At 57.7% G+C, this 25,581-nt stretch carries 21 protein-coding genes; 5 read left to right on the top strand and 16 right to left on the bottom strand.

What is annotated here, in order from left to right; translation table 11 throughout:
• The first annotated feature begins 175 nt into the window (after positions 1 to 175).
• Positions 176 to 598, top strand: a complete 423-nt coding sequence (locus tag AB6729_RS12340; RefSeq protein WP_371081921.1) for a VOC family protein — start codon at positions 176 to 178, stop codon at positions 596 to 598.
• Positions 599 to 610: 12 nt separating this feature from the next.
• Here AB6729_RS12340 and AB6729_RS12345 read toward each other — a convergent pair whose 3' ends face one another.
• The 4 genes from AB6729_RS12345 to AB6729_RS12360 form a co-directional block, all read right to left on the bottom strand.
• Positions 611 to 2,059: a diguanylate cyclase domain-containing protein gene (locus AB6729_RS12345; protein ID WP_371081922.1), complete on the bottom strand. Its 1,449-nt coding sequence runs from the start codon at positions 2,057 to 2,059 to the stop codon at positions 611 to 613.
• A 57-nt stretch (positions 2,060 to 2,116) separates the two neighbouring features.
• Positions 2,117 to 3,001, bottom strand: a complete 885-nt coding sequence (locus AB6729_RS12350; RefSeq protein ID WP_371081923.1) for an MBL fold metallo-hydrolase — start codon at positions 2,999 to 3,001, stop codon at positions 2,117 to 2,119.
• A gap of 40 nt (positions 3,002 to 3,041) precedes the next feature.
• Positions 3,042 to 4,343 (bottom strand): hypothetical protein, encoded by a 1,302-nt coding sequence (locus tag AB6729_RS12355; protein ID WP_371081924.1) that lies wholly within the window; start codon positions 4,341 to 4,343, stop codon positions 3,042 to 3,044.
• A 63-nt stretch (positions 4,344 to 4,406) separates the two neighbouring features.
• On the bottom strand, positions 4,407 to 5,693 hold the full coding sequence (locus tag AB6729_RS12360; protein ID WP_371081925.1) for a Gfo/Idh/MocA family protein: 1,287 nt from the start codon (positions 5,691 to 5,693) through the stop codon (positions 4,407 to 4,409).
• Between the two features lie 304 nt (positions 5,694 to 5,997).
• Between AB6729_RS12360 and AB6729_RS12365 the strand changes: the two genes are divergently transcribed.
• A complete protein-coding gene (locus AB6729_RS12365; protein WP_371081926.1) occupies positions 5,998 to 7,854 on the top strand; it encodes a M61 family metallopeptidase in 1,857 nt (618 codons plus the stop codon).
• Between the two features lie 57 nt (positions 7,855 to 7,911).
• On the opposite strand, the gene AB6729_RS12370 is transcribed toward AB6729_RS12365, so the two are convergent.
• From AB6729_RS12370 to AB6729_RS12410, 9 genes are all read right to left on the bottom strand, one after another.
• A complete protein-coding gene (locus tag AB6729_RS12370) occupies positions 7,912 to 9,039 on the bottom strand; it encodes a PepSY-associated TM helix domain-containing protein (RefSeq protein ID WP_371081927.1) in 1,128 nt (375 codons plus the stop codon).
• A gap of 4 nt (positions 9,040 to 9,043) precedes the next feature.
• Positions 9,044 to 11,419, bottom strand: a complete 2,376-nt coding sequence (locus AB6729_RS12375) for a TonB-dependent siderophore receptor (RefSeq protein ID WP_371081928.1) — start codon at positions 11,417 to 11,419, stop codon at positions 9,044 to 9,046.
• Between the two features lie 295 nt (positions 11,420 to 11,714).
• Complete coding sequence (locus AB6729_RS12380; protein WP_371081929.1) at positions 11,715 to 12,695, bottom strand: sugar phosphate isomerase/epimerase family protein; 981 nt, start codon at positions 12,693 to 12,695, stop codon at positions 11,715 to 11,717.
• A gap of 190 nt (positions 12,696 to 12,885) precedes the next feature.
• The gene (locus tag AB6729_RS12385; RefSeq protein ID WP_371081930.1) at positions 12,886 to 15,603 is read right to left on the bottom strand and encodes an ADOP family duplicated permease; all 2,718 of its coding nucleotides are present in this window, start codon (positions 15,601 to 15,603) and stop codon (positions 12,886 to 12,888) included.
• A 50-nt stretch (positions 15,604 to 15,653) separates the two neighbouring features.
• On the bottom strand, positions 15,654 to 15,983 hold the full coding sequence (locus AB6729_RS12390; protein ID WP_371081931.1) for a PadR family transcriptional regulator: 330 nt from the start codon (positions 15,981 to 15,983) through the stop codon (positions 15,654 to 15,656).
• A gap of 133 nt (positions 15,984 to 16,116) precedes the next feature.
• Positions 16,117 to 16,551, bottom strand: coding sequence for an OsmC family protein (locus AB6729_RS12395; protein ID WP_371081932.1), 435 nt, complete (start codon positions 16,549 to 16,551; stop codon positions 16,117 to 16,119).
• Between the two features lie 182 nt (positions 16,552 to 16,733).
• On the bottom strand, positions 16,734 to 17,897 hold the full coding sequence (locus AB6729_RS12400; RefSeq protein WP_371081933.1) for an A/G-specific adenine glycosylase: 1,164 nt from the start codon (positions 17,895 to 17,897) through the stop codon (positions 16,734 to 16,736).
• A gap of 210 nt (positions 17,898 to 18,107) precedes the next feature.
• Complete coding sequence (locus AB6729_RS12405; protein ID WP_371081934.1) at positions 18,108 to 18,896, bottom strand: septal ring lytic transglycosylase RlpA family protein; 789 nt, start codon at positions 18,894 to 18,896, stop codon at positions 18,108 to 18,110.
• A complete protein-coding gene (locus AB6729_RS12410) occupies positions 18,880 to 19,065 on the bottom strand; it encodes a hypothetical protein (RefSeq protein WP_371081935.1) in 186 nt (61 codons plus the stop codon). The genes AB6729_RS12405 and AB6729_RS12410 overlap by 17 nt, the downstream gene beginning before the upstream one ends.
• A gap of 202 nt (positions 19,066 to 19,267) precedes the next feature.
• Here AB6729_RS12410 and AB6729_RS12415 point away from each other — a divergent pair, with 202 nt between their 5' ends.
• The gene (locus AB6729_RS12415; protein WP_371081936.1) at positions 19,268 to 20,053 is read left to right on the top strand and encodes a hypothetical protein; all 786 of its coding nucleotides are present in this window, start codon (positions 19,268 to 19,270) and stop codon (positions 20,051 to 20,053) included.
• Between the two features lie 323 nt (positions 20,054 to 20,376).
• Positions 20,377 to 22,518, top strand: coding sequence for a radical SAM protein (locus tag AB6729_RS12420; RefSeq protein ID WP_371081937.1), 2,142 nt, complete (start codon positions 20,377 to 20,379; stop codon positions 22,516 to 22,518).
• 95 nt (positions 22,519 to 22,613) lie between these two features.
• Here the strand turns inward: AB6729_RS12420 and AB6729_RS12425 are convergent, their stop codons facing one another.
• Both AB6729_RS12425 and AB6729_RS12430 read right to left on the bottom strand, forming a co-directional pair.
• A complete protein-coding gene (locus tag AB6729_RS12425) occupies positions 22,614 to 23,024 on the bottom strand; it encodes a type II toxin-antitoxin system VapC family toxin (protein ID WP_371081938.1) in 411 nt (136 codons plus the stop codon).
• Positions 23,024 to 23,296, bottom strand: a complete 273-nt coding sequence (locus AB6729_RS12430) for a type II toxin-antitoxin system prevent-host-death family antitoxin (RefSeq protein ID WP_371081939.1) — start codon at positions 23,294 to 23,296, stop codon at positions 23,024 to 23,026. The genes AB6729_RS12425 and AB6729_RS12430 overlap by 1 nt, the downstream gene beginning before the upstream one ends.
• Positions 23,297 to 23,482: 186 nt before the next feature.
• Between AB6729_RS12430 and AB6729_RS12435 the strand changes: the two genes are divergently transcribed.
• A complete protein-coding gene (locus AB6729_RS12435) occupies positions 23,483 to 23,923 on the top strand; it encodes a hypothetical protein (RefSeq protein WP_371081940.1) in 441 nt (146 codons plus the stop codon).
• Here the strand turns inward: AB6729_RS12435 and AB6729_RS12440 are convergent.
• The gene (locus AB6729_RS12440) at positions 23,920 to 25,503 is read right to left on the bottom strand and encodes a helicase HerA-like domain-containing protein (RefSeq protein ID WP_371081941.1); all 1,584 of its coding nucleotides are present in this window, start codon (positions 25,501 to 25,503) and stop codon (positions 23,920 to 23,922) included. The two genes, AB6729_RS12435 and AB6729_RS12440, sit on opposite strands and share 4 nt — an antisense overlap.
• Between the last annotated feature and the right edge of the window lie 78 nt (positions 25,504 to 25,581).

Below are 25,581 nucleotides of genomic sequence, written 5' to 3' on the forward strand. Positions count from 1 at the left end.
CAACGTGATGGTTTTCCGCAGAAAGCGCCTGAAAATTACATGCACCGTAGCCTGCGTCACTCCATCGGACCCGATATGCGAGGCAAAGAGTGCCACGGTGCCAGTTTCCACCCCGATGGACGCATTCTTGCCATGCTGTTGCAGTAAGATAACCAGCGCAACGGAGGTCTTCCTCATGAGCACCGTAAACATCATCACCGGCATCCGCTATCGCGATTGCAATCGCATGATTGAGTGGTTGAAGCAGGCGTTCGGCTTCACGGAACACGCCGTCTATCGCGGTGACGACGGTGGGGTGCAACACGCAGAACTCGTTCTGGGCAATGGCATGATCATGCTGGGAACCGTTGGGACAAATCCTGCAACAGCAGATTGGTATGTGCAGCCGGACGAAGCAGGGAATCGCGTGACTTCGTCGATCTATCTGATTGTGAAGGATTGCGCTGCAGCATGGGAGAAGGCAAAAGCTGCAGGCGCCACTGTACTCATGCCGCTGGAGACAAAAGACTACGGCGGCAGTGGCTTCAGCGTGCGCGATCCCGAAGGACAGATCTGGAGCGTGGGCGACTACGATCCCTGGGCAACGCCGAAGAGCTAATCGCGGTGCATCCTAAACCACCTGCGTCTCGCAGTTGTAACAGATGAAGCGATCACGCCCGCCTTCCTTGGCGCGGTAGAGTGCTGCGTCGGCATTGTCCACCATGTCATCCGACGTCCAGTTCCTGCTCCAGATGGCAATGCCCATGCTGATGGTGACCGGCTCTTTTTCCCAGTGGAAGGCGTGCATGGCTTCACGGATGCGTCTACCCAGCGCCATGGCTCCCTGCGCATCTGTGTCCGGCATCAGAATGACAAACTCTTCTCCGCCAAAGCGGCATACCGCCTCGTCTGCGCGGGTGGTGCGGTTCAGAATGGTCGCCACGTTGCGCAGAACATCATCGCCACAGGAGTGACCAAAGCGGTCGTTGATGCTCTTGAAGTGGTCCACATCCAGCAGCATCAGCGCCAGAGGCTGTTTGCTTCGCTGTGCGCTGATGACAGCGGTTTCCAGCCTGGAATCGAAGGCGCGGCGATTCCACAGGCCGGTCAAAGCATCGGTCAACGCCAGTGAACTCAACTTGCGATTTGCCTCTTCCAGCTCTTCCTGAATTTCGTGCAGGTGGCGTTCGCGTTCACGTTGTTCCGTCAGATCGATGGAGCAGCAGGCCAGGACCGGCTTGCCGTTAGAGTCCTGGCACGGGGCCTTTGTGGTTCTCCAATAGCTCACTCTTCCATCCGCTTCCTTCAGGTCCAGGAACGTTTCCTGCGGTTTGCCCGACTCCAGTGCGGCCTGGTCCTCCTGAAGAATTCGCTCGGCGGTCGGCTCGTCCCACAGATCGCGGCTGGTCTTACCCAGCCACGCGTTTTCGTCAATGGAAAATCGGTCGGCGACTTTGCGGTTATAGAAGCGAAGCTTGCCAGTCTCGTCTTTCAGATATATCTGAGCAGGAACGTTATTCAGGATGGTCACGAACATTTCGCGAGCGCGTTCGCGTTCTGACAGCAGGTCTGCCATCGCACGTGCGCGTTCGCGCAACTGGATACGACTGCTGAGTTGCCGTCCCAATACCTCCAAAGCTCGAAGCTGTTGCGGTGTCAACGCCGAAGGCGTCGTATCCATGACGCACAAAGCTCCGACAGCCGTGCCGTCCATGGTGGTGAGCGGCGTGCCGGCGTAGAACCGGATCCCACCGCCCACAGGCCCACCAAACCGGGCATCTGCCACGGTGTCTTCCACCACCAGGAGCTGATTGCTCTGCACGGTGTACTGGCAGATCGATTCACGGACAGGCATGGTTCGGGCTCCCTGAAAGCCCATGCGCGCCTTGATGAGTTGTGTTTCTTCATCCAGCAGCGTCATCGCACTCAGCGCCTTGCCGCAGAGTGCCGCAGCAAGTTCTACCAGTTCGTCGAACTCACGCTCATCCACCTCTTCCATCAGCCCAAGCTGACGGAGAATCTCACCACGCCTAAGGGCAGCGTGTTGCAGCGATGGTGTGTCGGTTTGGGGGATCGGCAACGCGGTCAAACCTCCAGAGGTGATGAACGGCAACACATGCTCTCCATCGGACTTGCCTCAATCTTTCATGATGACGTTGCGTCCCGTCGAGTCCTTTTGTAACCGTGTCATACATCGGCGGTGATCGTGTGGGAAAAGGATCAACCAGTCTTCGGGAATGGCCCGGGAATAGAAGCGCTTGCGCTCTTCCATGGTCCGCAGTGGGTCCAGATCGAACCCCATCACCCATCCCAGGTCAAGGTGCGCGCTGGTGGGGATCAGGTCGCTGACAAAGCACGAATGTTCGCCGCCGCTCTCAATGTGGACTGCCATGCAATGCCGCGTATGCCCCGGATAGCACTCCAGTGTCACGCCGGGAATCACCTCGGCGTGCGTTCCTTCCACCAGCCGCATCTGCCCTGTGGCAATCATGGGCTCATAGTTCTCAGCGACATAGCTAATGCGGTCGCGCTCCCACTGATGGCGTCCATGTTCCACTTCGCCGCGATGCGCAATGTATTGCGCGTTCGGGAAATACGGCACCGCATTGCCATCCGCATCCGGCACGCTGTTCCATCCGCAGTGGTCCCAGTGCAGATGCGAGTTGATGACGATATCGATATCTTCCGGCGCGATTCCTGCAGCTTCCAGCGAAGAGGGGAGTCGCTCCTGCGTGGCGTAAATCTCCTTCAGTTTCGGAGCAATCTTGTTGCCGAAGCCGGTCTCAATCAGCACGTTCATGCCGCCGATCTTCACCACCACGCAGTTCAGCCCAAGCATCACGCGGTTCTTCTCATCGGCTTCCACTTTGCGCGACCACAGCGTCTTCGGCACCACGCCAAACATGGCTCCACCATCAAAGAGGCAAGTGCCATCGGTACACACCACAATCTCGGCATCGCCCACACGGGCGCGTCCACGGATCAGAGCATCATCGTCTGTTGCAAGAAACTCAATCGGCATCAGAAACAGCCTACCGCCTCGCTGCGTTGTGTCGATAACACTATTGCAGGCCGTGGGACTTCAGAAACAACGCCGTACTCTTCCAGTACGAACCGCCATCACGCGATATCGCCATCCCACGCGGTCGGTCCAGTACAAACACCTGGTCATCAATAATGCGCCATGCGGCACGCAACTCCCATCGATTGTCGTTGGTGCGTCCCACTGTCAGAAAGTAGTCGCCGCCTTCCACAAGCGGCTGCTGCGTCGCCGTCAGGGCGGTCAGCACCACTCTACTGTCCTTCCACAACAATCCTCCACGTTGTGTGATATCGATGGTTCGTTCGCGCGGCTTCATGCCCTGATAAACCTTATCTACTGCAGCTACTGAGTCCGTCACAATACCAAGTCCACCCGTCGTGATATTGGCATCGCTTCGCAGGATGTGTGCCCGCACAAAGCTCTCGTCCGTTGAGGAAGGAGTAAATGGCGGCATATCGATCTCAGGACCAGGCAAGCGCCGAATGTCCCCCTGCCCCACGTTGTAGTGACCCTCCAGGGAAGCGGCCCACCCTCGAATGCCCTCTCGCACAGAATCGGCAATGGCCGCGCCCGTTGCGTTGTATGCCTTAACCGTTGCCATCCCGCCGTGCACACGTGCCGTCAACTCATCGGAGTGGATGGGATTCCCGTCAATGGAAGCGCATGTGTTTTCCTGCGGCGCACAGGCGCTTTTTAGCAGCAACACTGCTGAGGGTGGCTCGGTGGGACTGCCGACGATGGTCTGGCCAAAGAAAACCAGATTTTCGCCGGGGCCGGGATATCGCACGCCGGTTTGTCGCACTGTGGCGCCGTTATTGTCATCGAAATAGACCGTACCGCCTGCCAAGGCAAATCGCAGCGCCGAACCTGGTGGCGGCGGAGGTGGTGGAGCCGCAGGAATCACTTCACGGTGTCGGCCTGAAGATCGATTCGACATAGTAGGCGAATTTGGAAAGCCAGCAGGCGCGCGCAGAATCACTGTGGGCAGCACGGTAAGCACAGTCACCATGCTGTTCTTGTCCGGTGCAAGGTACGCATCGGTACGCAGCACCACGCCCTCAGCGATCACGTCAGTAGATGCATTTGTGCGCAGGCTGCCAGCAATCGACCGGTCCACAACGCCAACGGAGCGGTTGTTCATGTCGAGAGAGTTTTGCCCGTTAAATGTACGCAGCGCAATCTGCAGATCGCGATCGATGTTGAGCCGGTCGCCGCGCAACTCGGGAATCACAGATTGATAACCGGAACCAGTGACATGATCCTGCGCCAGCGCAACGAACGGCATCACGAACGCAATCACGCAGATGTGAAAACGCTTCACAGTGGCAGCAGTGTATCTCTTGAATCACTACCGCCACCGTCGTTTTCTCTTCTCAACCTCTATTCATCCCTTATGACGCGATGTGTGCAGGTCTGCATCGTTCCACAGCGCATCCGGTGGTGCAGCCTTTGCCTCTTCAAAGGTGACACGTGCCTTGCGCCGGTAGGCCAGGTTCGACATGTACGCCGCGACAGAAGACCGATAGCCAACGTCCACGGTGGCGTTCACATTCTTGCTGCGCGAACGGATCGCATCGAACCAGTTGCCCATGTGCGTGACGCCTTTGGTGGTCGATTCGATCACGGTGCCAGTAGGGTCATTTGCCTTTTCTGGCATGAACTTCGTGCCGCCGCGAGCGCTCTGGCTGCCCGTCACCATGCCCGTCGAACCGGACACGTGCTCAATCGTGCCGTTGGAACCCAGGTAGTGTTCGCCCAGGCCATAACGCGAATTGGAGAAGGTGGACTGCCACAACACGGTCAGGTCGTTCGGATATTCCAGCGTGACGGCGATGGTGTCCGGCACCTGGCGTCCATCCTTCTCGCTGAAGACGCCGCCCGCGCAATAGGCGGCGGCGGGAACGTCCAGATCCAGTGCGGTTGCGATCCATGCAATCTGGTGCACCATATTTTCCGTGATGTTGCCACCGGAGAACTCCCAGAATAGCCGCCAGTTGATGAACTTGTTCGGGTCAAATGTACTCTTGGGGCGGTTCGCCAGAAACAGATCCCAGCGCACATGGTTCGGGTTGCAATCTTCCGGGATAGGCCGTACCCACTGACCTTTGCCGCGCGGTGTGTTGCGGCTCATCCACGCTTCCACCATGGTCAACTTGCCAAGTTTGCCGCTCTTGACCCAATCCTGCACATCGCGCAGTTCGCCTTCGCTCTCATGCTGCATGCCAATCTGCACCACCTGTTTGGAAGCCTTCGCGGCATCGCGGCAAGCGGTTGCGTCCGTCAGGTTATAGGCCATGGTCTTTTCGCTGTACAGGTCTTTCCCCGCCTGCAGCGCGGCAAGAAAATACTTGGCGTGCAGGTGCAGCGGCGTCGCATTGATCACCGCATCCACATCCTTGTTTTCCAGTAGCTTCAGCGGATCGTCGTAGGTTTTGATGCCGGGATACTTCTCCTTCATCATCTCTAGCCGACGGGTGTAAGCGTCCGCTGCAGCAACGACTTCAATGTTTGGTTCCCGCAGAGCATCCCGCAGGTCCTGCATACCGCGATCGCCGCATCCCACCAGCGCGATTCGGATGCGGTCGTTAGCGCCAAGAGCGCGTGCAGTGGGCATGGCTGCCAGCGCTGTCGCGGCTCCCATGGTTCCAAGGAAGGTTCTGCGAGTGATCATGAGTAGGTTCCCTTTGTGAGCTGAAAGCATTTGCCGGCGAGGTCCAACTGCGGAGGTTGGACCACTGCAACTAAGACCTTGCCGAAGCGCATACCAATCTAGTCCACAAATTCCGTCGCCGTCACGCGAATCTGCGCCATTTTTTTCGTACTTCACTTTTCGTAAATCTGGCAGCATTTCCCTGGTTGGAATCGCTTCCTATCCACTGTATTTTCCGAAGCACCTTCACTGCCTTGGTGTGCGGCGTTATCATCGGCTCACTGTGAAGAATTCCTCTGCTTGCTTACTGCGTCTTGTGGGTGCCGTGGCTGTTGCTGCTGCCACCCTGCCTGCCCTTGCACAGAACAACGCCACGGAATACCGCTTTACCTTTCCGGACGTGGTGCACCATGTGGTGCAGGTGGAGGCGACATTTCATAACGTGCCGCAGCAGCCTCTGACTGTGCAGATGAGCCGCTCGTCGCCGGGCCGCTATGCCGCGTTTGAATACGCGTCGAATGTGTTTGAAGAAAAGTTCACGGATGAGAATGACAAGCCGCTGGCGGTGACCAAGCCTGATCCGCGCTCGTGGACGGTGAGCGGACATCACGGCACCGTGCATGTGACTTACAAATTGTTTGGTGATCGCGTTGATGGCACGTTTATGGCGGTCGACACGACGCATGCGCATCTGAACTGGCCTGCCACGGTGATATGGGCGCACGGTTTCGATGATCGTCCGTCGAAGCTGACCTTTGTTCTGCCGGATGGTTTGAACTGGAAGATCGCCACGCAGCTTTATCCCACGAATGATCCGAATACGTTTACCTCGCCGAATCTGCAGTACCTGATGGACAGCCCTGCAGAGCTTGCGAATTACGCTCTTCACACCTTCCAGGTGCCAGCGCTGAAGTCGGGTGGTAAGGCGCAGACCATCCGCATCGTGGTGCATTCGCAGGCAACAGACGCGGAACTGGCCGAGTACTTTGCAGGCGTGGAAAAGATTGTGAAGGAAGAGCAGGCTGTGTACGGCGAACTGCCCGACTATGAGCCGGGCTACTACACCTTCCTTGCCGATGCGCTGCCGTGGGATAACGGCGATGGCATGGAGCATCGCAACAGCACCGTGATGACTTCTCGTCAGCTTGGCCTGAGCGTTGTGGCGCACGAGTACTTTCACAACTGGAATGTGGAACGCATTCGTCCTGAGGGTCTGGAGCCGTTCAACTTCCGCGATGTGAATATGAGCGGCCTGATGTTTGTTGCGGAAGGCTTCACCCAGTATTACGGCAACCTGGCGATGATCCGCACCGGGCTGACGCCGATGCCGCGCGGCATGATGGGTTTTGCACGCGATCTGAGCAACGTGATCAACTCGCCCGCGACGCAGTATCGGTCCGCGATGGACATGAGCCGCATGGCACCGTTTGTGGACGGCGCGAGCGATCTGTTTCCCACGTATTACAACAACACATTTGTTTCCTACTACACGTTTGGCGATGTCGTTGCGATGGGGCTTGATCTGTCGCTGCGTGTGAAGACAAACGGCAAGGTCACGCTGGATGACTTCATGCGTGCCATGTGGTTCGCGTATGGCAAGCCCGGTGGACCCGCGCCCGGACTCGTTGGCCATCCGTACAGCATTGCGGATGTGCAGACGCAGCTTGCGAAGGTAAGTGGTGATCCTGCGTTTGCTGCGGACTATGTGAAGCGTTACATGATTGGCACGGAGAAGGTGGACTACGCCGCGTTGCTGCAACATGCGGGCTTCGTGATGAAGAAGAAGGGCGGCGCTACGCTGGGCAACATCTACCTGGCGAAGAAGGGTGATCCTGTGCGTCGCGGTCAGGCTCCTGCAGGACCGGAGACGCTGAAGGTAGCCGCTTCCACCATCATTGGTTCGCCTGCATATCTTGCGGGATTGGATCTGGATGATGAATTGATCAGTGTGGGTGGTGTGGCGATCAACTCATCTGCTGATGTCGAGAAGGCCATTGAGGGACACAAGCCGGGCGATAGCGTGGAGCTTGTCTACAAGCGGCGCGGTCAGGAAGTGCGTTCGAAGGCTGTGCTCGCGGAAGATCCTGCGCTGGAGATTGTCCCTGTAGAGACAGCGGGTGGAACGTTGACCACGGAACAGAAGGCGTTTCGCGAAGCATGGCTTGGAAGCAAAGCGAAGTAGTGATTGTTTCTTGTTTGTTCAAAGGGCACGGCTTTTGCCGTGCCCTTTTGATTTTGCTTATTGGTGGAGCTTTTTCCAGCGCTTGCCCAGATAGCGGTTCCAGTACATCAACAGGCCGGTGATGGATAGGATGGGCAAACTCATACCGAGCGTGCTCCAGATCACCTTCACCCACGTGCCCCATAGCGTGCCGAAGTGCAGCGGATAGACCAGCCACAGAATCCAGTCGCCCAGCGTTTCCTTCTCGCCGTAGCGCCACGAAGAGAGCAGTTGCCCATCTGCAGCAAAGGTATGAACGAAGCGGTGCGAAAAGTCACCGGGTGTAGATCGATCCATGTACGCCACATAGTTGCCGTCAGGCGCATCGGGCACAGACATACCTGCAAGAAACGCCGTGGGACTCAACCGGTGCGCACGATCTGCAATCGTTTGCACCGGTACGAATGCGCCCACATGCAGCGGCTTGGGCACATCCGGCTGCTTCATCGCCTTCACGGGCGAGATCACATTCACAGCCTTCATCACCTGCGCCGGGAATAAGAAGTCAATCGCGGTAAAGCCCCACCAGCTCACAATGAGCAGCGTCCAGATGCCAATAGCGTTATGCGCGTCATAGTTGATGCGCTTCCATCCAGCGCGGAGATTCACATAGAAACCACGCGCCCACGCACGCAACCCCGGCCACCACAACACCACACCTGTAACCGCAAGCACCAATAGGCCGATACCCATCACGCAGTTGATGATGAAGCCTGTCCGCCCCATCAGCAGGTAAACATGCACATCACTCACCCAGTCCATGGCTGTGCGGCTTTGCGGCAGCAGGTTGCCCGTCGTGGCGCTGACACGCACCATGCGCTGCCCTTTGTTTTCCGTATGCATGTACACGCTGTACACAGGCACATCCGGCTGCGGCCACATCACAAAGGACACTGGATCTTTCGGATATGCCGCGGCCACGCTCTTCAGGACCTGCGGCATCTCAACGCGATGTGCAGGGTTATACGATTCGCTGCGGAAGGTGCGCGCCTGGATCTCGTCTTCCCAAACCAGTATGGAGCCGGAAAGACCAATGACCACAACGTAAAGCGATAGCAGAACGCCCAGCCAGAGATGCACCTGGAAGAGCGCCCTGCGCAGCCACAGTTTGCGTGGGTGATGAACGAGATTGTTTGCGAATGCCATGTGTTTAGAAGTGGTACTTCACTTGTCCAATGACGTTGCGCACGTAGCCGTAGTAGCAATAGTTCAACCCGCCGCACGTAGCCACATAACGCTTGTCCGTCAGGTTGGTTGCGTTCACGCTGAACAACATGCCGCGATATCCAAACCGCAATCCCGCATCCAGCAGAGCGTAGTTGGGCACAAAGAAGCTGTTCATGCTATCGGCTGCATTCGTGCCGACGAAGCGCACACCAAAGTTGCCACCCAATCCGCTGAAGCGTCCGCCAGGCACGGTGTAATCCGCCAGCGCAGACACCTGGTTCTTCGGCGTCTGCGGCAGCCACTTGCCAACGTTTGCGGCGGTCTGGTCCTTCAGCGTCTCCGTTGCGGTAAACGTGTAGCCACCATGCAGGCTCAGCCCATGCTGCAGGCTTGCAATGCCTTCAAGCTCTACACCGCGAGAGCGAACTTCGCCCGTCTGATACGTCTGGAACGCTGCATTGGTCACCAGCACATTCGTCTGGTTGATCTGGAAGAATGCCGCGGTAAAGTAGCTGTTCCACGTATTCGGCTGCACCTTCACGCCCGCTTCAATCTGTCGCGAATCGGACGGCTTGGCGGGATCGGTCGATTGCCCTGTCGTTGCGTTATAGACATACGACCCAGCATTCGGCAGAAAGCTGGTGGAGAAGGAAACGTAGGGTGAGATGCCGCTTGCTGTCAGATAACCAACGCCCGCGCGGCCCGTGAATCGCTGATCGAGATGGCCTGTTTCTTTGTTCGCGAGGAAGTCTGCGATGTCATTCTTCGCAAAGTCCTGGCGGCCGCCCACGGTGAAGATCAGCCGGTGACGATACTTGATCTGGTCCTGCGCATACAGGCCATGCTGCTGCAACAGGTTGTCCTGATACAGGTACGGCGACATATTCGGAATCGTCGTCACACCATATACCGGCTTGAAAATGTTGATGTCCGCCACCTGTGCGAAGGCCTGCTTGCTCTTGAGAGCCACATGCTGGTAGTCGTAGCCAAACAGCACCGTCTGTTCCCAGTCACCATTTGTAAAGCGGCGCAGTGCACGGTTATCCAGCGTGTTGACGCGGTTCCAGCTTGGCAGCTCATACGCATAACGCACCACGTTCGTAGTGCTATTTCCATCAAAGCCCCCGCCATACACCGTACGGCCCTGGAAGTTGATGTACTGATAGCGATAGTTGGAGTGCACATTCCAGCCATCGCGGAACAGATGGTCGCCCGTATAGCCAGCCGAGGCCTGTTCACGCGTCACGTGCTCCCATCCTGGCTCACCGAGGAAAGTGTTCACGGGGATGATGCCGTTGGGATTGCTGTACAGCGTACCGCTTGCGGGCAGGAACTGGCTCCATCGCGTGCCGTCGTGCTGCCAGTCGCCGAGGAAGGTGAAGTTGGTGCGGTCGCTTGGCTTGTAAGTGAATGACGGTGCAATCAGACGACGATTATCCGGCGTGTAATTCGTCTGCGTGTCGCTGTTGCGGAGCACGCCGAGCAGGCGATACTGCCACACCTGGTTCTTGTCGATGGAGCCTGTGGTGTCGAAGAATCCTTCACGGCGTGTGAATGCGCCAAGCTGCATACCGACTTCTGTGCGGCGTTCCGGCGAGGGACGCTTGGTGACCTGGTTAATCAATCCTCCGGGAGGCACCTGGCCATAGAGTACGGACGATGGTCCGCGCAGCACTTCCACGCTCTCCAGTTCGTATGGATCCAGCTTGCCTGAGAGGGAATTGAAGCGCATGCCGTCGCGGAAGACACCGAAGGTTTCCGCGGCGAATCCGCGAATCTTCAACCAGTCAAAGCGCGGTTCCACGCCAAACTCGTCTGCCGTCACGCCCGGCGTATAACGCAACGCCTCGTTCATCGTGATCACATTGCGCGACTGCATCTCAAGTCCACTAATGATGGAGATGGACTGCGGCACTTCGATCAACGGGGCGTTCGTCTTTGACCCTGCATTCGATGCGTAGGGGACGAAGCCGGTGTTTGCCGTGACGCTGATCACGTCGGTTGCCGAGCCCACCTGCAGTTTCAATATGGTGGGCTGCGCGCTTCCTGAGAGCGCTACATTGTCCTGTTGCAAAGCAGTAAAACCGGGTGCCTGCACGGAGATGGTGTAGGTGCCGGAGCGCAAGGACAGTGCGACATCGCCGTGTGGCCCGGACTGTGCGCGATACACCGTAGCGCCACAACGAACCTCAACCGCAGCACGTTCCACCGTGGCACCGCTGGCATCCTGCACCTGTAGCATCACGGTCTGGACAGGGGATGACTTATCTTCCGAACATGCTTTTGACTGGCAATAGGCGACCTGTGAGATCGCGGACAGCGAAGCGAGCAGAATTGCAGAACGATGGAGAGCTTTCAAAACAAACATCCTTCAAGGCGCACCGCCACGGCCGCGCAAAGAGGCACGGGAAACCGCAGGAGCAGTGGATTTTCTCTGGGGCGAGCGGACTCGCACGTTAGCGTAGGAGAGGCTGCCGCACACACTGCCGCGGCATGCACTTCTCTCCCCTCCCTCAAGGAGAGCCTCAGAAAACGGCAATTTCTACCGCACCTTCAAAATACGACAGAATAAGTCCGAGATCAAGCGAAAGATGTATTTGGATATGAAAAGAGCCGGCACATGGCCGGCTCCTTGTTGATTGCGGAAGGTCTTGTTATGCGAGGCAGCTCTTTGCGTAAGCCAGGCACTTTGCCACTTCCTTCACGGCGTCGGAACTGTCGGGCAGCTTGTACTCCAGCTCGATGGTTGCGGGGAAGTTGTACTTCTCCTTCTTCATCAACTGCAGCACTTCCTTGATGGGGGTGTCGCCTTCGCCGAAGGGCTGGTTCTGGCCGCCCTTTTCCGGGTACTGGCGGTCCTTCAGGTGCATGCTGGTGATGCGCGCATGGTTCTTCTGGATGAAGGCGATCTGATCGTGATTGCCTGCGGCAGTGTAGTGGCCAATGTCGAGGTTGATGGCGTTCCACGGCGACTGTGCCAACGCCTCATCCCAGGTATCGGGCTTGGCCTGCGTGTGTGCGTGGTAGCCCATGCGCATCTTGTACTTCTCACCAAACTTGCCGATGCGGGCGGTCAGGCCGGGATTGTTATCGGGCATCTCCATGGTCAGGTGGTTTGCGCCACATGCCTTGGCCGCCTTGAAGGCGTAATCAAATTCCGCATCGGGCATACGGTCGGTCAGCGTGATCTTGAACGCGTAGATGTTGACACCGGCATTGTTGTAAAGCTTGCGCAGCTCGGTGTACTTGTTCACGTCCATGGTGGTGCGCCACTTGGTGACTTCCTCGGCATGCGCAGCCATTGCGGCCTTGGCTGCTTCAGACATCTGCGGACGCGGTGTGCCCGGTGCGGGCGGCGGTCCCAGGGGGCGGGGTGGCATGGACGGCATGCCAGCCCAAAGTTCCTGCACGTTCTCCAGTTCCGTGGCGTTGATGCCGTCTTCCACGGCGTACTTCAGAACAGACAACGCATCAAACGGCTTCATCTGTCGGTAGGAATAGCTGATGACGCCAATCTGTACGCCGTTGATCTTCGAATTTGGCTTACCCTGGGCAAAGAGCGAACGCGGTTGAAGCGCAGCGGCGGAGATGCCGGCAGCAGCAAGACGACCGAAGTCGCGGCGAGTGATGTTCATGTGCGGAAAATCCCTTCGTGGGAGTAACGGTTCCCCGAAGCGAAATTCTAGGGCGCAACGCAAAGAGATGGCAAGGTATTATCAATAACTTCATAAAGCCATACCTTTTCGCAATATTCCAAACGTGATTTCTCCTGAGCGATGGAGTGTAAAAGCTTCGTGGGGGCCTCCCTTGCGCGATGGCAAGTCTCTATTCGTAGCGCAGTGCCTGCATGGGATTCACACGCGACGCCCGGCGCGCAGGTACATAGCCTGCCGCCAGCGCAATCGTCGTAAGCGAAACGATCGCTACTGCAAGGCTCATCGGCTCCGACGGAGCAATGCCGTAAAGCATGTTGCGCACCAGCTGTCCTCCCAGCAGCGTCAATACGATTCCCGCCGCAATGCCACTGACCACCAGCATCGTAATCTCGCGCATCACCATCCATCGCACGCCGGTATGCGATGCACCCAGCGCCATCCGTATACCGATCTCACCTGTACGCTGACCCACCAGGTAGCTCATCAACCCATAGATACCAACCGCGGAGAGCAGCACGGCAAGGAGACCGAAAGTGGTGGAAAGCTGTGCCATCAGGCGCTGGTTCACCATCGTTCCTTCAATCACGCGATCCAGCGTGGTCACATGGTCAATCACCAGGTTGCGATTCACTGAATGAATCGTGTTCTGCACAGCGGCAGACATCGTGGCAAAGTTGCCATCGTAGCGCACTACCAGCGTTCCATAACCCGATGGATGCTGCGGATTCGGATAGTAGTCGATGTACTGTCTCGGCTCATCGAGGCTCCCAAACTTCACATCGCGCACAATGCCGATCACTTCCACCCTCTTCTCCGGGTTGGGATCTTTACCGTAGTAAATGTGACGGCCAATCGGATTCACACCTGGAGGGAAGTAGTCACGCGCGACACTCTCACTCAGGATCACCACCTTGTTCGATGCCGCATTGTCCTGTGGTCCAAAGGCACGGCCTGCCAGCAACGGCATCTGCATCACGTTGAAATAGCTGTTGCCAATCACGTTGTGCTTCACGTTGGCCTTTTCGTTGAATGGCATGCCGGGTACGTTGAGCGTTCCATTCCAGCTTCCCTGCGCAAAAGTGAAGGCAGCAAAACTAGCGGCCCTTACCTGCGGCAATGCACCGGCGCGCTGCTCAATCTCCTGGAACATGGCGACCATACGCGGGTCTTCACCCTTCATGCCCAATACGCTGGAATCTATGTCGACCAGCATGACGCCGTTCCGCGGAAAACCCGTATCCACACGCGTCAGGTTAACCAACGTCCTCAAGAACAGAACGGAAGCCACGCTCAACACCAGTGAGAGTGCGATCTGCGCAATCACTAGCCCTTTACTCAGCGGACTACGCGAATTGCTATTGCTACGGCGACTCTCCTTCAGTCCTTCATTCACAGCTACGCGCGAGGCACGCAGCGCAGGCACCAGCCCGAACAATACTGCAGTGCCTATCGTGGCAAACAATGTGAAGCTAAGCAGGCGCAGGTTCAGCGAAATGTCCAGCGGCAATAGGTTTGCATCCGGGCCGCCTGAAATCATGCGCAGCAACAGACGATCCGCAGCGAGCGCAAGGACCACACCAAGCACTGCACCCGCCACTGACAATAAGAGACTCTCTGTAAGCAGTTGACGAATCAGCCGCAGGCGTTGTGCTCCAAAGGCCTGTCGCACTGCAAATTCATGCGTACGCGTCGTCGCCCGCGCCAGCAATAGATTGGCGATGTTGGCACATGTAATCAACAGCACCAGCGCTGCCACGCCCATCAGGATCTTCAACGGATCAGAGAACGTACTGCGCAGGAACGAACGTCCTGTGGTCAGGTCAGTCAACTGCACATGCGCGTTCTGCAGATGCGACAGGTTATACGCATTCAGATCGGCGTTCGGAAATGACCGAACAATATGCTGATACAGCAGATTCGTCTCCGCCTCGGCCTGCGCACGCGTCACGCCTGGCTTCAGCCGCCCGAAAATATAGTTCGATTGAAAGAAGCCGTCAGCATATCCCTTGTGATGCGAGGGCAGCGATTGCATCATCGCCATCGGCACCCAGAAATCCGGCGCATGCCCGACTTCAATGCCAAAGAATCCCGGCGGCGCCACACCGATAATGTTGAAGGTGGTATCAGCCAGTTTCACCGTGTGATTCAGTATGTCCGGCGTCCCTTGGAATGCCGATTGCCAGAAGGCATAACTGACCACTGCGACAGGAAACTTGCCCTCGACGCGATCTTCTTCATCCCGAAAAAAGCGGCCCATTGCAGGTTCCACGCCCAGCGTGGAGAAGAATGTGCCTGAGACTGTGTCTGTCGTAAGCTTCTGCATACTGGGGCTGTGGTCCAGAGTCCCGTGTATCTCACTGCCAAAGCTGAAGACCGCAGCAACCGAAGAGAACACAGTGTTGCTCTTCCGAAACTCCCGAAAAAACGGATAGGAATACAGCGTGGTATCGCCATAATCGCCCGTTACGCCCGCCTCATCGCCTTTGCCAAACTGAACCAGTTCTGCGGGCTTTGTCACCGGCAGCGAACGCAGTACCAGCGCGTCCAGAAAGCTGAAGATGGCAACATTCGCTCCAATGCCAAGACTCAGCGAAAGCAATGCCATCAGCGTCAGCGCCTTCGCATGCGTCATGGAACGCAGCGCATAGTGAATGTCCTGCACCAGTGACTCAAGCCATCCCCATCCCCATGCGGCATGGCTGCGCTCGCGCAGCACGGTGGGATTGCCAAAGTCGCGCCTGCTCTGTCGGCGCGCTTCTTCTGGTGTTGCTCCCGCGAAGCGCTGCTCCTCTTCACGCAGGTCCATGTGGAGGCGCATCTCCTCTTCCAGCTCAGAGTCAAAGCGCTTGCGGTGCAGCAGCATCTGGATACGACGAAGAAGTGACATAGCGGATTTCTCCTGCAAAGCAAAAATGGAAACAGAAAATGAGCGGCTACTTAAGCCGTCTGCAATACACGTGCAATGGCGCTGTAAACACGCTCAAAATTCGACGACTCTGCTGCAAGCTGCTTCCGTCCTGCAGCGGTCAACTGGTAGTAGCGCGCACGACGATTGCCCTTCGTCACGCCCCACTCTGCTTTCACCCAGTTGTTGACGAGCATCTTCTGCAGTGCGGGATACAGTGACCCCTCTTCCACTTCCAGGACGTTGTCGGACGCCTGCAGGATCGACTCCGCAATCTCATAGCCGTGCAACGTCCCATGTCGCGACAGTGTGCGAAGAATCAATAGCGTTAAAGATCCGGGTGGAATTTCGTTGTGCTTCATGCGGAGCGCCTCTGCTGGCATAGATTGCCTATGCCAGTGAACGTAACTGGCATAGGCAATCTATGTCAATCCCCGATCTAAAGAAAAAGCCCCGGAGAAAACTCCGGGGCTTTCACGCTTCACGAAGCTGTTCTTACGAAACTAACTTCGCATCCAGATCGATCTTCGCTGCCGCCAGCAGGCGCGAGATGGGGCAGTTCTTCTTCGCGCCCTCTGCAATCTCCTGGAACTTCGCCGCATCCAGCCCGGGCACCTTCGACTGGTTCTTCAGGTGAATCGTGGTCACGGTCGGCGCGCCGTTTACAAACTCCAGTACCACGGTTGCGGTGGTGGCCACGCTATCGCCCTTGTGTCCAGCCTTCTCCAGTTCCGCGCTCAGCGCCATGGAGTAGCAGCCGGCATGCGCTGCAGCAATCAACTCTTCCGGGTTGGTACCTGCGCCGTTTTCAAAGCGCGACACAAACGTGTATGACTGTTCCTTCAGCACGCCGCTCTGTGTGCTGATCACGCCCTTGCCGTCCTTCAGACCGCCATTCCAAACTGCATTTGCACTGCGTTCCGTTGCCATAACAAACCTTTCCTTCCTGCGCTCGGTGTCACCGTGCGGGACGTCTTCCGTTGTCAATGTCCGCAGCCATACGGAATGGGGCGGCGGATGCTTCCCTTATGGGATGTACACGGAAACACCCGCAGGAGCAAGTGTGGCACGGTAAATTGCGACTTCGCATCGGTGGGCTTTACTTCGCATGGCTAGGCTTTTTTGCCCGTAGCCGCTCGTCCGCCACGCCCGATCAGGAGCGGAACCTCCTGCGGCAGCCCACCTGGAAGCTTCATCAGCTTCATTCTCTGCAACACCTTGCGGGCCAGGCCCGTCAGCGGAAATTCCTGTAGCTTCGCCACCGGAACCCACTCCATTGCATCGCTGCGCAATGTATATTTTGCAGCCTCTCTTCGCGTTGCCATGCCCACCACTTCCACGTAGTAATTGGTGCCCACAATTGAGTGCCGCACGCGCAGCAACGGCTCTTCCAGCAGCACCAGATCTCCCGCCTCTGTCTTCATGGAAAGCTGTGGCAGTTCCAGCATGTTGGCCATCAGCGACGCCTCTTTCGGACGCCGCTGCAGCAGCACCTCCAGCCCGTCCTGCCTGCGCCGCGTGGTCAGCGCATAGCGCACACGTTCTGATCGCATGGGGATGCGCTCCAGTGTGGGATGTTCGCCACGCGTCCGGCACAGCGTAAACACCGGGCACTCCATGCATCGCGGCGCACGCGGGGTGCAGATCATGGCGCCAAGTTCCATCATGGCCTGATTGTGGTCGCCGGCATTTTGTTTTGGCACCAGGGCATTGGCCGTCCGTTCCAGAAACTCTACCATCTTCGCGCCTGGTGTCTCCGGCAGCCCCAGCACACGCAGCAGCACGCGTTCCACGTTGCCGTCCACTACGGCAATTGATTCGCCAAACGCAATGCTCGCAATCGCTGCCGCGGTGTAGGCTCCAATCCCCGGAAGCCTTCGCAGCCCCACAGCGGTAGACGGCAATTCGCCGCCGTACTCCTCCACGATCAGCTTCGCCGTGCGATGCAGCATACGCGCACGACGGTAATAGCCCAGCCCGCTCCACTGTGCCAGCACTTCATCTTCCGGCGCCAGCGCTAAAGAAATGATGGTGGGAAAGCGCCGCAAAAACCGTTCGTAGTGCTCCAGTACGGCGTTTACCCGTGTCTGCTGCAGCATGATCTCCGAAAGCCACGTGCGATACGGATTGCGCACACCCCGCCACGGCAACACGCGAGCATGTTGTTCATACCAGCGGCGCAAACTACGCGTAAATTCGGTTCGTTGTGCGGGCGTGAATGCCGGCTCGACGGTGATTTCAGAGGATGTGTTCCTGGAGGCGTGCAAGAGTTTCATTGTAGGTGCGATCGCTGGCACAGACCATGCCGCCCAGTCATAAGGCTTTGTGTCGTGCTGTATGTATTTTGCGCCGCGGCCGGAAAACCCTTGTTTCTCGTTGAAACGACCCTATTGCTATCGACTGAATATTTCTTTTTTATCGGCAACCGCAACGGGTACTCGATTCGTCGGGCGAATTGCTGCTGCCGTACGGATTCTCTGTGTCACCTAATCCAGTCGCACAAGATAGGGCAGAGCATCCGGTTCGGCGGTTCGCAGGCTGTCTGCGATTGCTACCGCCTGTCGCTTGTCGTATCCGAGTGGATTGATGCGTACCCAATGGCCGGTGGGTCCTTGAAATTCCAGCACCTTTGCGCTGCCGTAGCGTTTCTGCAGGTCGTTTTGCAGACGAAGGGCGTTGCGAGCGTCCTGAAACGCCCCAATTTGTACGCACCATCTGCCCGTGGGCGATACGCCGGCCCGCTGTTGAAGCACTTCAATCCGTACCTGCGTCACGCCCGCACGATAAACGCCTGTGGCTTTGGCTGCGGCCAGCGACAGATCCAGCACACGCCCGTGCACGAAGGGACCTCGGTCGGTAATGACCACCACGACCGATTGATTGGTCGCGGTGTTGGTCACGCGGACCGTGGTACCCATGGGGAGCGTTCGATGGGCCGCGGTCATCGCGTTCTGGTCGAAGGGTTGGCCGTTGGCGGCCTGCCGGTTGTGATACGGCGGGCCGTACCAGCTGGCAAGGCCTACTTCTGTGCTGGAGTCGCGGGGAGCCAGGGCATTGTCATTCCAGTTCGGCGGCGGTGTTGCATAGGCCGGCAGAGGCCGTTTCGCTGTTGCGGAACTGGAGGAAGGAGCACTGCCGCGCACCGGCGGAGGAGGCGGATACTTCCGCGACACCTTGGCCTTGTGATGGCATCCAGTGGTGAGCAGCACCAGCAGCAGGCTGGCAAATACCAGCGCTGCGCGTTGCCATCCTTTGGGGCTACCGCCTGCCGTCATCCATCTTCTCCGCTAGTTTGTGCAGTCCTTCCGCAGCTTTTCGCAGCGCGGACGAACCCTGTTGCCGCACGTCCGGCACCACCTCATCGTTCAGGTAGCGGATCAGGCGTTGCAGTTCGGCTTCGGCGCGATCGGTTGCATCCTGCACTTCGCGGTTCCAGTCGGTCATCTTCCGATTCCTTCCCGCGCCGATGGGCGCACGTATCCACATGCAATTAGAACCGTATCCACAGCGAGGTTCTGCGGGAATTCTCAGGAGTTGCCGCGAAAGTTACCCCCGGAACCCGGTGCAACTTAAAGGAAAGAGCTGGCTTCCAATCTGCGATAAACCGAGGCACTCCGTTCGGAGCCCGGAAAAGGAAAATGCCACGTTGAAGCGATATCTCATTGCGCCTGCCGCCTCTCTTTTGTTTTCACCGCTATTGCTCGCGCAGGGAACGAATCTGTTGCCAGTTGCGGAGGCGCGGCTGGAGCAGCCAGTTCCGTTGCCGGATGCACCTTCTGCCGTGCGCGATTCGCTGGAGGATCAGGCGTCACAGTCGAATGCGAATTCGCCTGTTCGGGCCAATGTGGGGAATTATGGCCGGCCAGTGGCGAAGAAGTACGCCAGCGTCATCTATCCCGGTCAGCAGTCGCTGCCTCTCAGCGCCACAGACAAAATGGTCTATGCAGTTCCTGACTCCTTTGGGCTGATGAATCTCGCCAGCATTATGACGTCGGCGGGATGGTCGCATCTGGTGGACTCCGCACCGCATTACGGCAGGAACAGCGAAGCCTTCGGCAAACGCGTGGGTGCTGCGACATTGCGCAACGCGACACAAAGTCTGACTACCGACGCTGTCTTTGCCCCTCTTTTCCGGGACGATCCGCGCTATTACCAGATGGGGCGCGATCAAAACTTCTTCAAGCGCGGCCTTTATGCTGCCTCGCGTGTGGTGGTGACACGGTCTGACAGCGGCCACCAAACGCTGAATGCTCCATTGTTGCTCGGTTATGGCACCGCGGCTGGGATCAGCAACTTCATCTACCCCGATCAGGACACGGGCGCGAAGGCCACGTTGGGCAACTACGGCATGTCATTGGGCGGTGCCGCCATTGGCATGCTCGCGAATGAATTTCTGGACGACGCCCTGCGCATCGTTCATTTGCGCAAATAGCGCGGTTTTCTGCGGGAGCGCCATTTCGCGTCACGACTAAACGCCGACTGAAATAGTCGGCGTTTAGTTGCGAAAAAGTGACCCATCCGTTCACTGCAACAGATCACCGTTCGCTGCGCGATGTTGCTGTTCCGTAAATCGTGGATGTGTCGCCCTGATCCTTCCGATACGCTTTTTGAGGCGCAAGTCCCTGTGTCTTTGCGGGTTCGTGCCGAAAGTTTGGAGCTTGGGATGGAACTCGATCATCTTTAAGCTTGTCGCATAGATTCATTCCGCCTGTCCACGTGATCCCCACGGGGCGAGGCGTTCGTTCAGGAGAAGGTATGGCCAAGGCATCGAAGCTCGCAGAAAAAGCCCTTACGCTTGCAGCGCAAGGCGCATGGGTAGTGTTTGACAAGCTGAACAACATCAGCCCGAACCCGTCGTTCACACCGAAGTGGAGCGACAAGCCTCTGCTGAAGAGCTACCAGAAGGAAAAGCCTCCCCTTGGCTGGCCCCGCACCACTGATTCCCTCTGCCCCCGCTGCGTGCCGGAGATCCGTCAGCAGATTGTGGACGGCAAACTGCCCCACGAAATCCTCCTGAACGAAAAGGTCGGCGAGATCAAGGCGCAGATCATCGAGCGCGATGGCCAGATCCTGATGGTGAAGGATTGTCCGATTCACGGCCATTTCGAGGACGTGATGTCCATCGATCCGCCGATGATGAAGCACCTGGAAGACGTCTTCCCGGGCCGCGACATCCGCGCCCACAATGACGAGAAGCTGCACAACCACGGCACCTCGACAGTCACGCACGGTCGTGGATCCGTTCTGACCATCGATCTGACCAACCGCTGCAACATGATGTGCGACCCCTGCTTCATGGATGCGAACCAGGTTGGCTTCGTTCACGAACTTACGTGGGACGAGATCAAGACCATGCTGGACAACGCGATCCAGATCAAGCCGCGTCGCCAGATGTCGGTACAGTTCTCGGGCGGTGAGCCGACCCTGAGCCCGTACTTCCTGGACGCTGTGGCCTATGCACGCAAGGTTGGTTACAACTCGGTGCAGGCTGCCACCAACGGTATTGAGTTTGCCAAGTCGAAGGAATTTGCGAAGGCCGCGGCGGAAGCCGGTCTGCGCTACGCATACCTCCAGTTCGACGGTATCGGCAACGCTGCCAACAGCCACCGTAAGGTTGGTAACTCGTTCGACGTGAAGCTGCAGGCGATCCACAACCTGCATGAGGCTGGTGTGGACATCGTTCCCGTCACCTGCATCATCAACGGCATCAACAACGAGCAGGTTGGCCGCATCATCGAGTTCGCGCTCGACAACCCGAAGAAGATCAACTTCCTCAGCTTCCAGCCGGTTTCGTTTACGGGCCGCGACGAAGCGGTTTCTGACGAGCGCCGCCAGGCACAGCGTTACACGCTGTCGCACCTTGCGCATGATATCCGCAACCAGACGGGCCTTGGCGAGTCCACCCGCGACTGGTTCCCGATTTCGTTCATGTCCACCTTCTCCGACTGGGCCGATCTGGTTCACGGACCGGATCATGACTGGGGTCAGCTCTCCTGCGGTTGCCACCCGAACTGCGGTATCGGCATGGCGTTGATGATCGATAAGGAAACGAAGGAAGCCGTTCCGGTGACCGCGTTCCTGAATGCAGTGCAGCTTGCCAAGGACGTGGCCCGCGTCAACGACGCAGCCCGCGGCAAGTTCCTGTCCATCGTCGGTGTATCGCTTGCTCTGCTGCGCAATTATGATCCGACGAAGTCGCCCACGCACTTCCGCATCATGGATCTGCTGCAGAAGTTCGACAAGTGCTTCGGCGCCACTGGCCGCAATTATGGCAAGGTGACCGGTGACCGCACCATGGCTGACATTGAGAAGCGCCGCGCTGACCGCTGGAACTTCCTCTTTATCGCCGGCATGTGGTTCCAGGATCTGTTTAACTACGACTTCCGCCGTACCGAGCAGTGCATCATCCCGTACGCCACGCAGGAAGGCGAAATCAGCTTCTGCGCGTACAACACGGGCGTTGGCTGGCGCAACATCATCGAAAAAATGCACATGACGTCGACCCTCACCAAGTGGTACGAGGAGCACGGCCGTCACGAAATCTTCGCCGGTGGCAAGAAGGTTGCGATCGAGAAGCAGGAGAAGTATGACCTGGTGCTGAACCAGGCGCATGTGGACTCTGCGGCGAACGACACCTTCGATAAGAGTGGTATCGCCAAGAACGCTCGCGAAGAGAAGATTCGCGCACGCGATGCGAAGCTGAAGCAGGATGCAGAGAACGCCCGCATGGCGAAGCTCTACCGCAAGGAAATCCTGAAGGAGGCCGAGACCCCCGGCGGCTTCGTCGCCATCGGCGAAATCGGCGGACTGGGCGGCATCAAGCCCGCAGCTCCGGCAACCAGCAACGTCGAAGTGGTGAACGCGATCAGCAACGACGAACTGGTCGCAGGCGACTAGTCTTCGAACCAGAACGAAATAAGTAAGGCCACCCGAAAGGGTGGCCTTTCTGCTTCAATAGCTTCGTGGCCAAGGACTAAGTCTGACCGGAAATGCTAGAGATCCACTAACGGTACATCCAGCGGTTCGAAGTCTTTTCGGTTTAAGGTCACGATACTCAGACCATGCACTGTTGCGGTCGCTGCAATCAGTGCATCTGCCAGAGACGGATTCTTGCCCTTGCGACGTGCCGTGGCCAGCTTGGTCGAACAGACGTCCGCAATCCGAACATCTACCTCAACGATGCGGTCAGCAAATGTTGGGATGATCCTGTCTTTGAACCAATGCTCCAGCCGTGTTCGCTTCGGCCCTTGCACCAGGAGGCGGATGCCGAAGAGCAGTTCTTCGATGGTGATGACGCTCAAATAGAGATACTGGTGTGACACGCTCCGCAGAAATCGTGCAGCACTCGTGTCTCCGTGATCCTTGACTGTTTCTGAGACGATATTGGTGTCAAGCAGGTACATCAGAACTTCGCAGCACGCGCCGATGTACGGTCGCGCTCGGCTGTAAAGTCGCCTGCGCGTCCCAGCTTGGATGGTCGCATCGCATCCCAGGCGCTCATACCCTTTGCAGGACGGATGGGAGGCATAGCCTTCCGCGCCTCCCACTCCTCACGCGAAACAATCACGGCCACAGGTTTCCCGTTGCGGGTGATCTCTTGCGGTTCATGCCGTTCGGCGCGTTCCACCACTTCGCTGAACTTTGCCTTTGCTTCTGCCAATCCCCACGTCGCCATGATGGTCAATCTAGTCCATCTGGTCAAAGTGGTCAACTATAGCCGATCTGCCGGTCGCAGCGCGAACAAGATGAGTGGATACGTGGGAACGCGTGAGGAAGAGATCGATTCACGTCAGCATTCCATCATGTCTTTGTTCGCAGGGGAAGCGTACTCTTCGCAGCGTGAATGCTCGTCCTATAGGGCATGAACACGCATTCTTTTCACCATCGAATTTTTCGTGGCGCGGTGCAGGCCGTGCCCTCGTTTGGTGTGTTTCTACTCACGGTGTTGCTGGTGGTGCAGAGTGGCATTACGCAACAGCGGATGGAGCCACCCTCGCCCGCCATGGAGGTGGATCGCATTGCGCGTGCCATGTCGCGTGCCGAGGTTGGTCTCAGCACCGATCAGCAGAAAAAGATCTTCAGCGTTTATGTGGACGCGCAGACTGCTGCGCAATCGTCTTCCAGCAGCAGCACGGATGAGTTTGCGCGTCGCCAGCAGATGGAGGCGTTGCAGGCCAGTGTGCGCAAGGAAGTGCGCGCCTTGTTGACTGAAGCGCAGCAGAAGGTCTTTGACACCATGGCCACGCAGCGCGGCGCAGGCAGCCCGCCTTCCGGACCACCGCCTTCCGGTTCGCAGAATTAGTAATTGTTACGACGCGAAGACGATCCCATCATGCTGCCCATGATGGAGCCGAGGACACCGCGCACAATCTGTCTTCCTGCCTGGCTTGCCATGGCGCGTGCGGCGGATTTCGCGGCTGTTTCAATAATCGAGTCAGCTCCGCGACCACCACGAGGTCCTGTCGGCCCATGTTGCGTCAGTACTTCCGTCATGCTGGATAGCCAACCGCCACTTTGTTGTTGTGGGACGTCTTGTGGGACTGGCATATCCTGCGGCATGGGCGAAGGTGTTCCCGCAGGCGCTGCATTGTTTGCGTTGGAGGATGTGTTGGCGCGCTGCTGCAGACGCTCGTAGGCGCTCTCGCGATCGACCGTCTTGTCGTACACACCGGCAACAACGGAGGTCTGCATCAGTGCTTTGCGTTCGTCAGGCGTTACCGGCCCGATGCGTGCGTGTGGCGGGATTACCCATGCGCGTTCCACGATGGTGGGCGTGCCTTGTTCGTCGAGAAAACTAACCAATGCTTCGCCCACGCCAAGCTGGCTGATGGCCTCTTCTGTATTCAACGCCGGATTCACGCGGAAGGTTTGCGCGGCGACTTTCACGGCTTTTTGTTCCTGCGGCGTGAAGGCACGCAACGCATGTTGTACGCGGTTGCCAAGCTGCGAAAGCACTACCGGCGGAATGTCCGCGGGGTTCTGCGTGACGAAGTAAATGCCCACGCCCTTGCTGCGGATCAGTCGCACTACTTGCTCAATCTTTTGCGAGAGTTGTGCAGGCAGATCGTTGAAGAGCAGATGCGCTTCATCAAAGAAGAAGACGAGCTTGGGCTTGTCTATGTCGCCCACTTCGGGCAGGTGTTCGTATAGCTCGCTCAGCAGCCACAGCAGGAATGTCGCGTAGAGTTGCGGCGACTGCATCAGCTTGTCCGCTGCAAGAATGTTGACCACCCCTTTGCCATCGACGGTCTGCAACAGGTCGTCAATGTTCAGCGCAGGTTCGCCGAGGAACTTGTCGCCGCCCTGCTGCTCCAGCGAGACGAGGCCGCGCTGAATGGCTCCAATGGAGGCGGCTGAGATGTTGCCGTACTCCGTCTGGTAGGTCTTTGCGGTTTCGCCGACGGCATTCAGCATGGCCTTCAGGTCTTTCAGATCCAGCAGCAGAAGTCCCTGATCGTCTGCGATTTTGAAGACCAGCGTCAGCACGGCGGTTTGCGTGTCGTTCAGGTTCAGAATGCGTGCGAAGAGTAACGGGCCGATCTCGCTGACGGTGGTGCGCAGCGGGCTGCCTTCTTCACCGAGGACATCCCAGAAGGTGACCGGGCAACCGGCGAAGGTCCATGTGCCCAACCCCAGCTTCTGCACGCGCGCATCGAACTTCGGGGATGACGTTCCGGGCTCGGCAATGCCGCTGAGATCACCCTTCACGTCCGCGGCGAAGACAGGTACGCCGATGCTGCTGAAGGCTTGCGCCATCACTTCCAGTGTTACGGTCTTTCCGGTGCCTGTGGCTCCGGCGACAAGGCCGTGGCGGTTGGCCATTCCGGGCAGCAGCGTCAGTTCTTTGGTGTCGGTCTTCGCAATCAGTAACGGTTCCGGCAAGCTGGTATACCTCGCATTGACAACGCTGTTGATTGTAGAGCCACATCGTTACGTATGGGCAGATGCGGTGTGGTCGCG

This window comes from Terriglobus sp. RCC_193 (genome assembly GCF_041355105.1).
In the GTDB taxonomy this organism is placed as follows: Bacteria; Acidobacteriota; Terriglobia; order Terriglobales; family Acidobacteriaceae; genus Terriglobus.

Bases quoted from the DNA above. Each gene is read 5' to 3' on its own strand.
- AB6729_RS12340 (WP_371081921.1), top strand. From the start codon at position 176: ATGAGCACCGTAAACATCATCACCGGCATCCGCTATCGCGATTGCAAT.
- AB6729_RS12350 (WP_371081923.1), bottom strand. From the start codon at position 3,001: ATGCCGATTGAGTTTCTTGCAACAGACGATGATGCTCTGATCCGTGGA.
- AB6729_RS12360 (WP_371081925.1), bottom strand. From the start codon at position 5,693: ATGATCACTCGCAGAACCTTCCTTGGAACCATGGGAGCCGCGACAGCG.
- AB6729_RS12370 (WP_371081927.1), bottom strand. From the start codon at position 9,039: ATGGCATTCGCAAACAATCTCGTTCATCACCCACGCAAACTGTGGCTG.
- AB6729_RS12380 (WP_371081929.1), bottom strand. From the start codon at position 12,695: ATGAACATCACTCGCCGCGACTTCGGTCGTCTTGCTGCTGCCGGCATC.
- AB6729_RS12385 (WP_371081930.1), bottom strand. From the start codon at position 15,603: ATGTCACTTCTTCGTCGTATCCAGATGCTGCTGCACCGCAAGCGCTTT.
- AB6729_RS12390 (WP_371081931.1), bottom strand. From the start codon at position 15,983: ATGAAGCACAACGAAATTCCACCCGGATCTTTAACGCTATTGATTCTT.
- AB6729_RS12395 (WP_371081932.1), bottom strand. From the start codon at position 16,551: ATGGCAACGGAACGCAGTGCAAATGCAGTTTGGAATGGCGGTCTGAAG.
- AB6729_RS12400 (WP_371081933.1), bottom strand. From the start codon at position 17,897: ATGAAACTCTTGCACGCCTCCAGGAACACATCCTCTGAAATCACCGTC.
- AB6729_RS12405 (WP_371081934.1), bottom strand. From the start codon at position 18,896: ATGACGGCAGGCGGTAGCCCCAAAGGATGGCAACGCGCAGCGCTGGTA.
- AB6729_RS12410 (WP_371081935.1), bottom strand. From the start codon at position 19,065: ATGACCGACTGGAACCGCGAAGTGCAGGATGCAACCGATCGCGCCGAA.
- AB6729_RS12420 (WP_371081937.1), top strand. From the start codon at position 20,377: ATGGCCAAGGCATCGAAGCTCGCAGAAAAAGCCCTTACGCTTGCAGCG.
- AB6729_RS12425 (WP_371081938.1), bottom strand. From the start codon at position 23,024: ATGTACCTGCTTGACACCAATATCGTCTCAGAAACAGTCAAGGATCAC.
- AB6729_RS12430 (WP_371081939.1), bottom strand. From the start codon at position 23,296: ATGGCGACGTGGGGATTGGCAGAAGCAAAGGCAAAGTTCAGCGAAGTG.
- AB6729_RS12435 (WP_371081940.1), top strand. From the start codon at position 23,483: ATGAACACGCATTCTTTTCACCATCGAATTTTTCGTGGCGCGGTGCAG.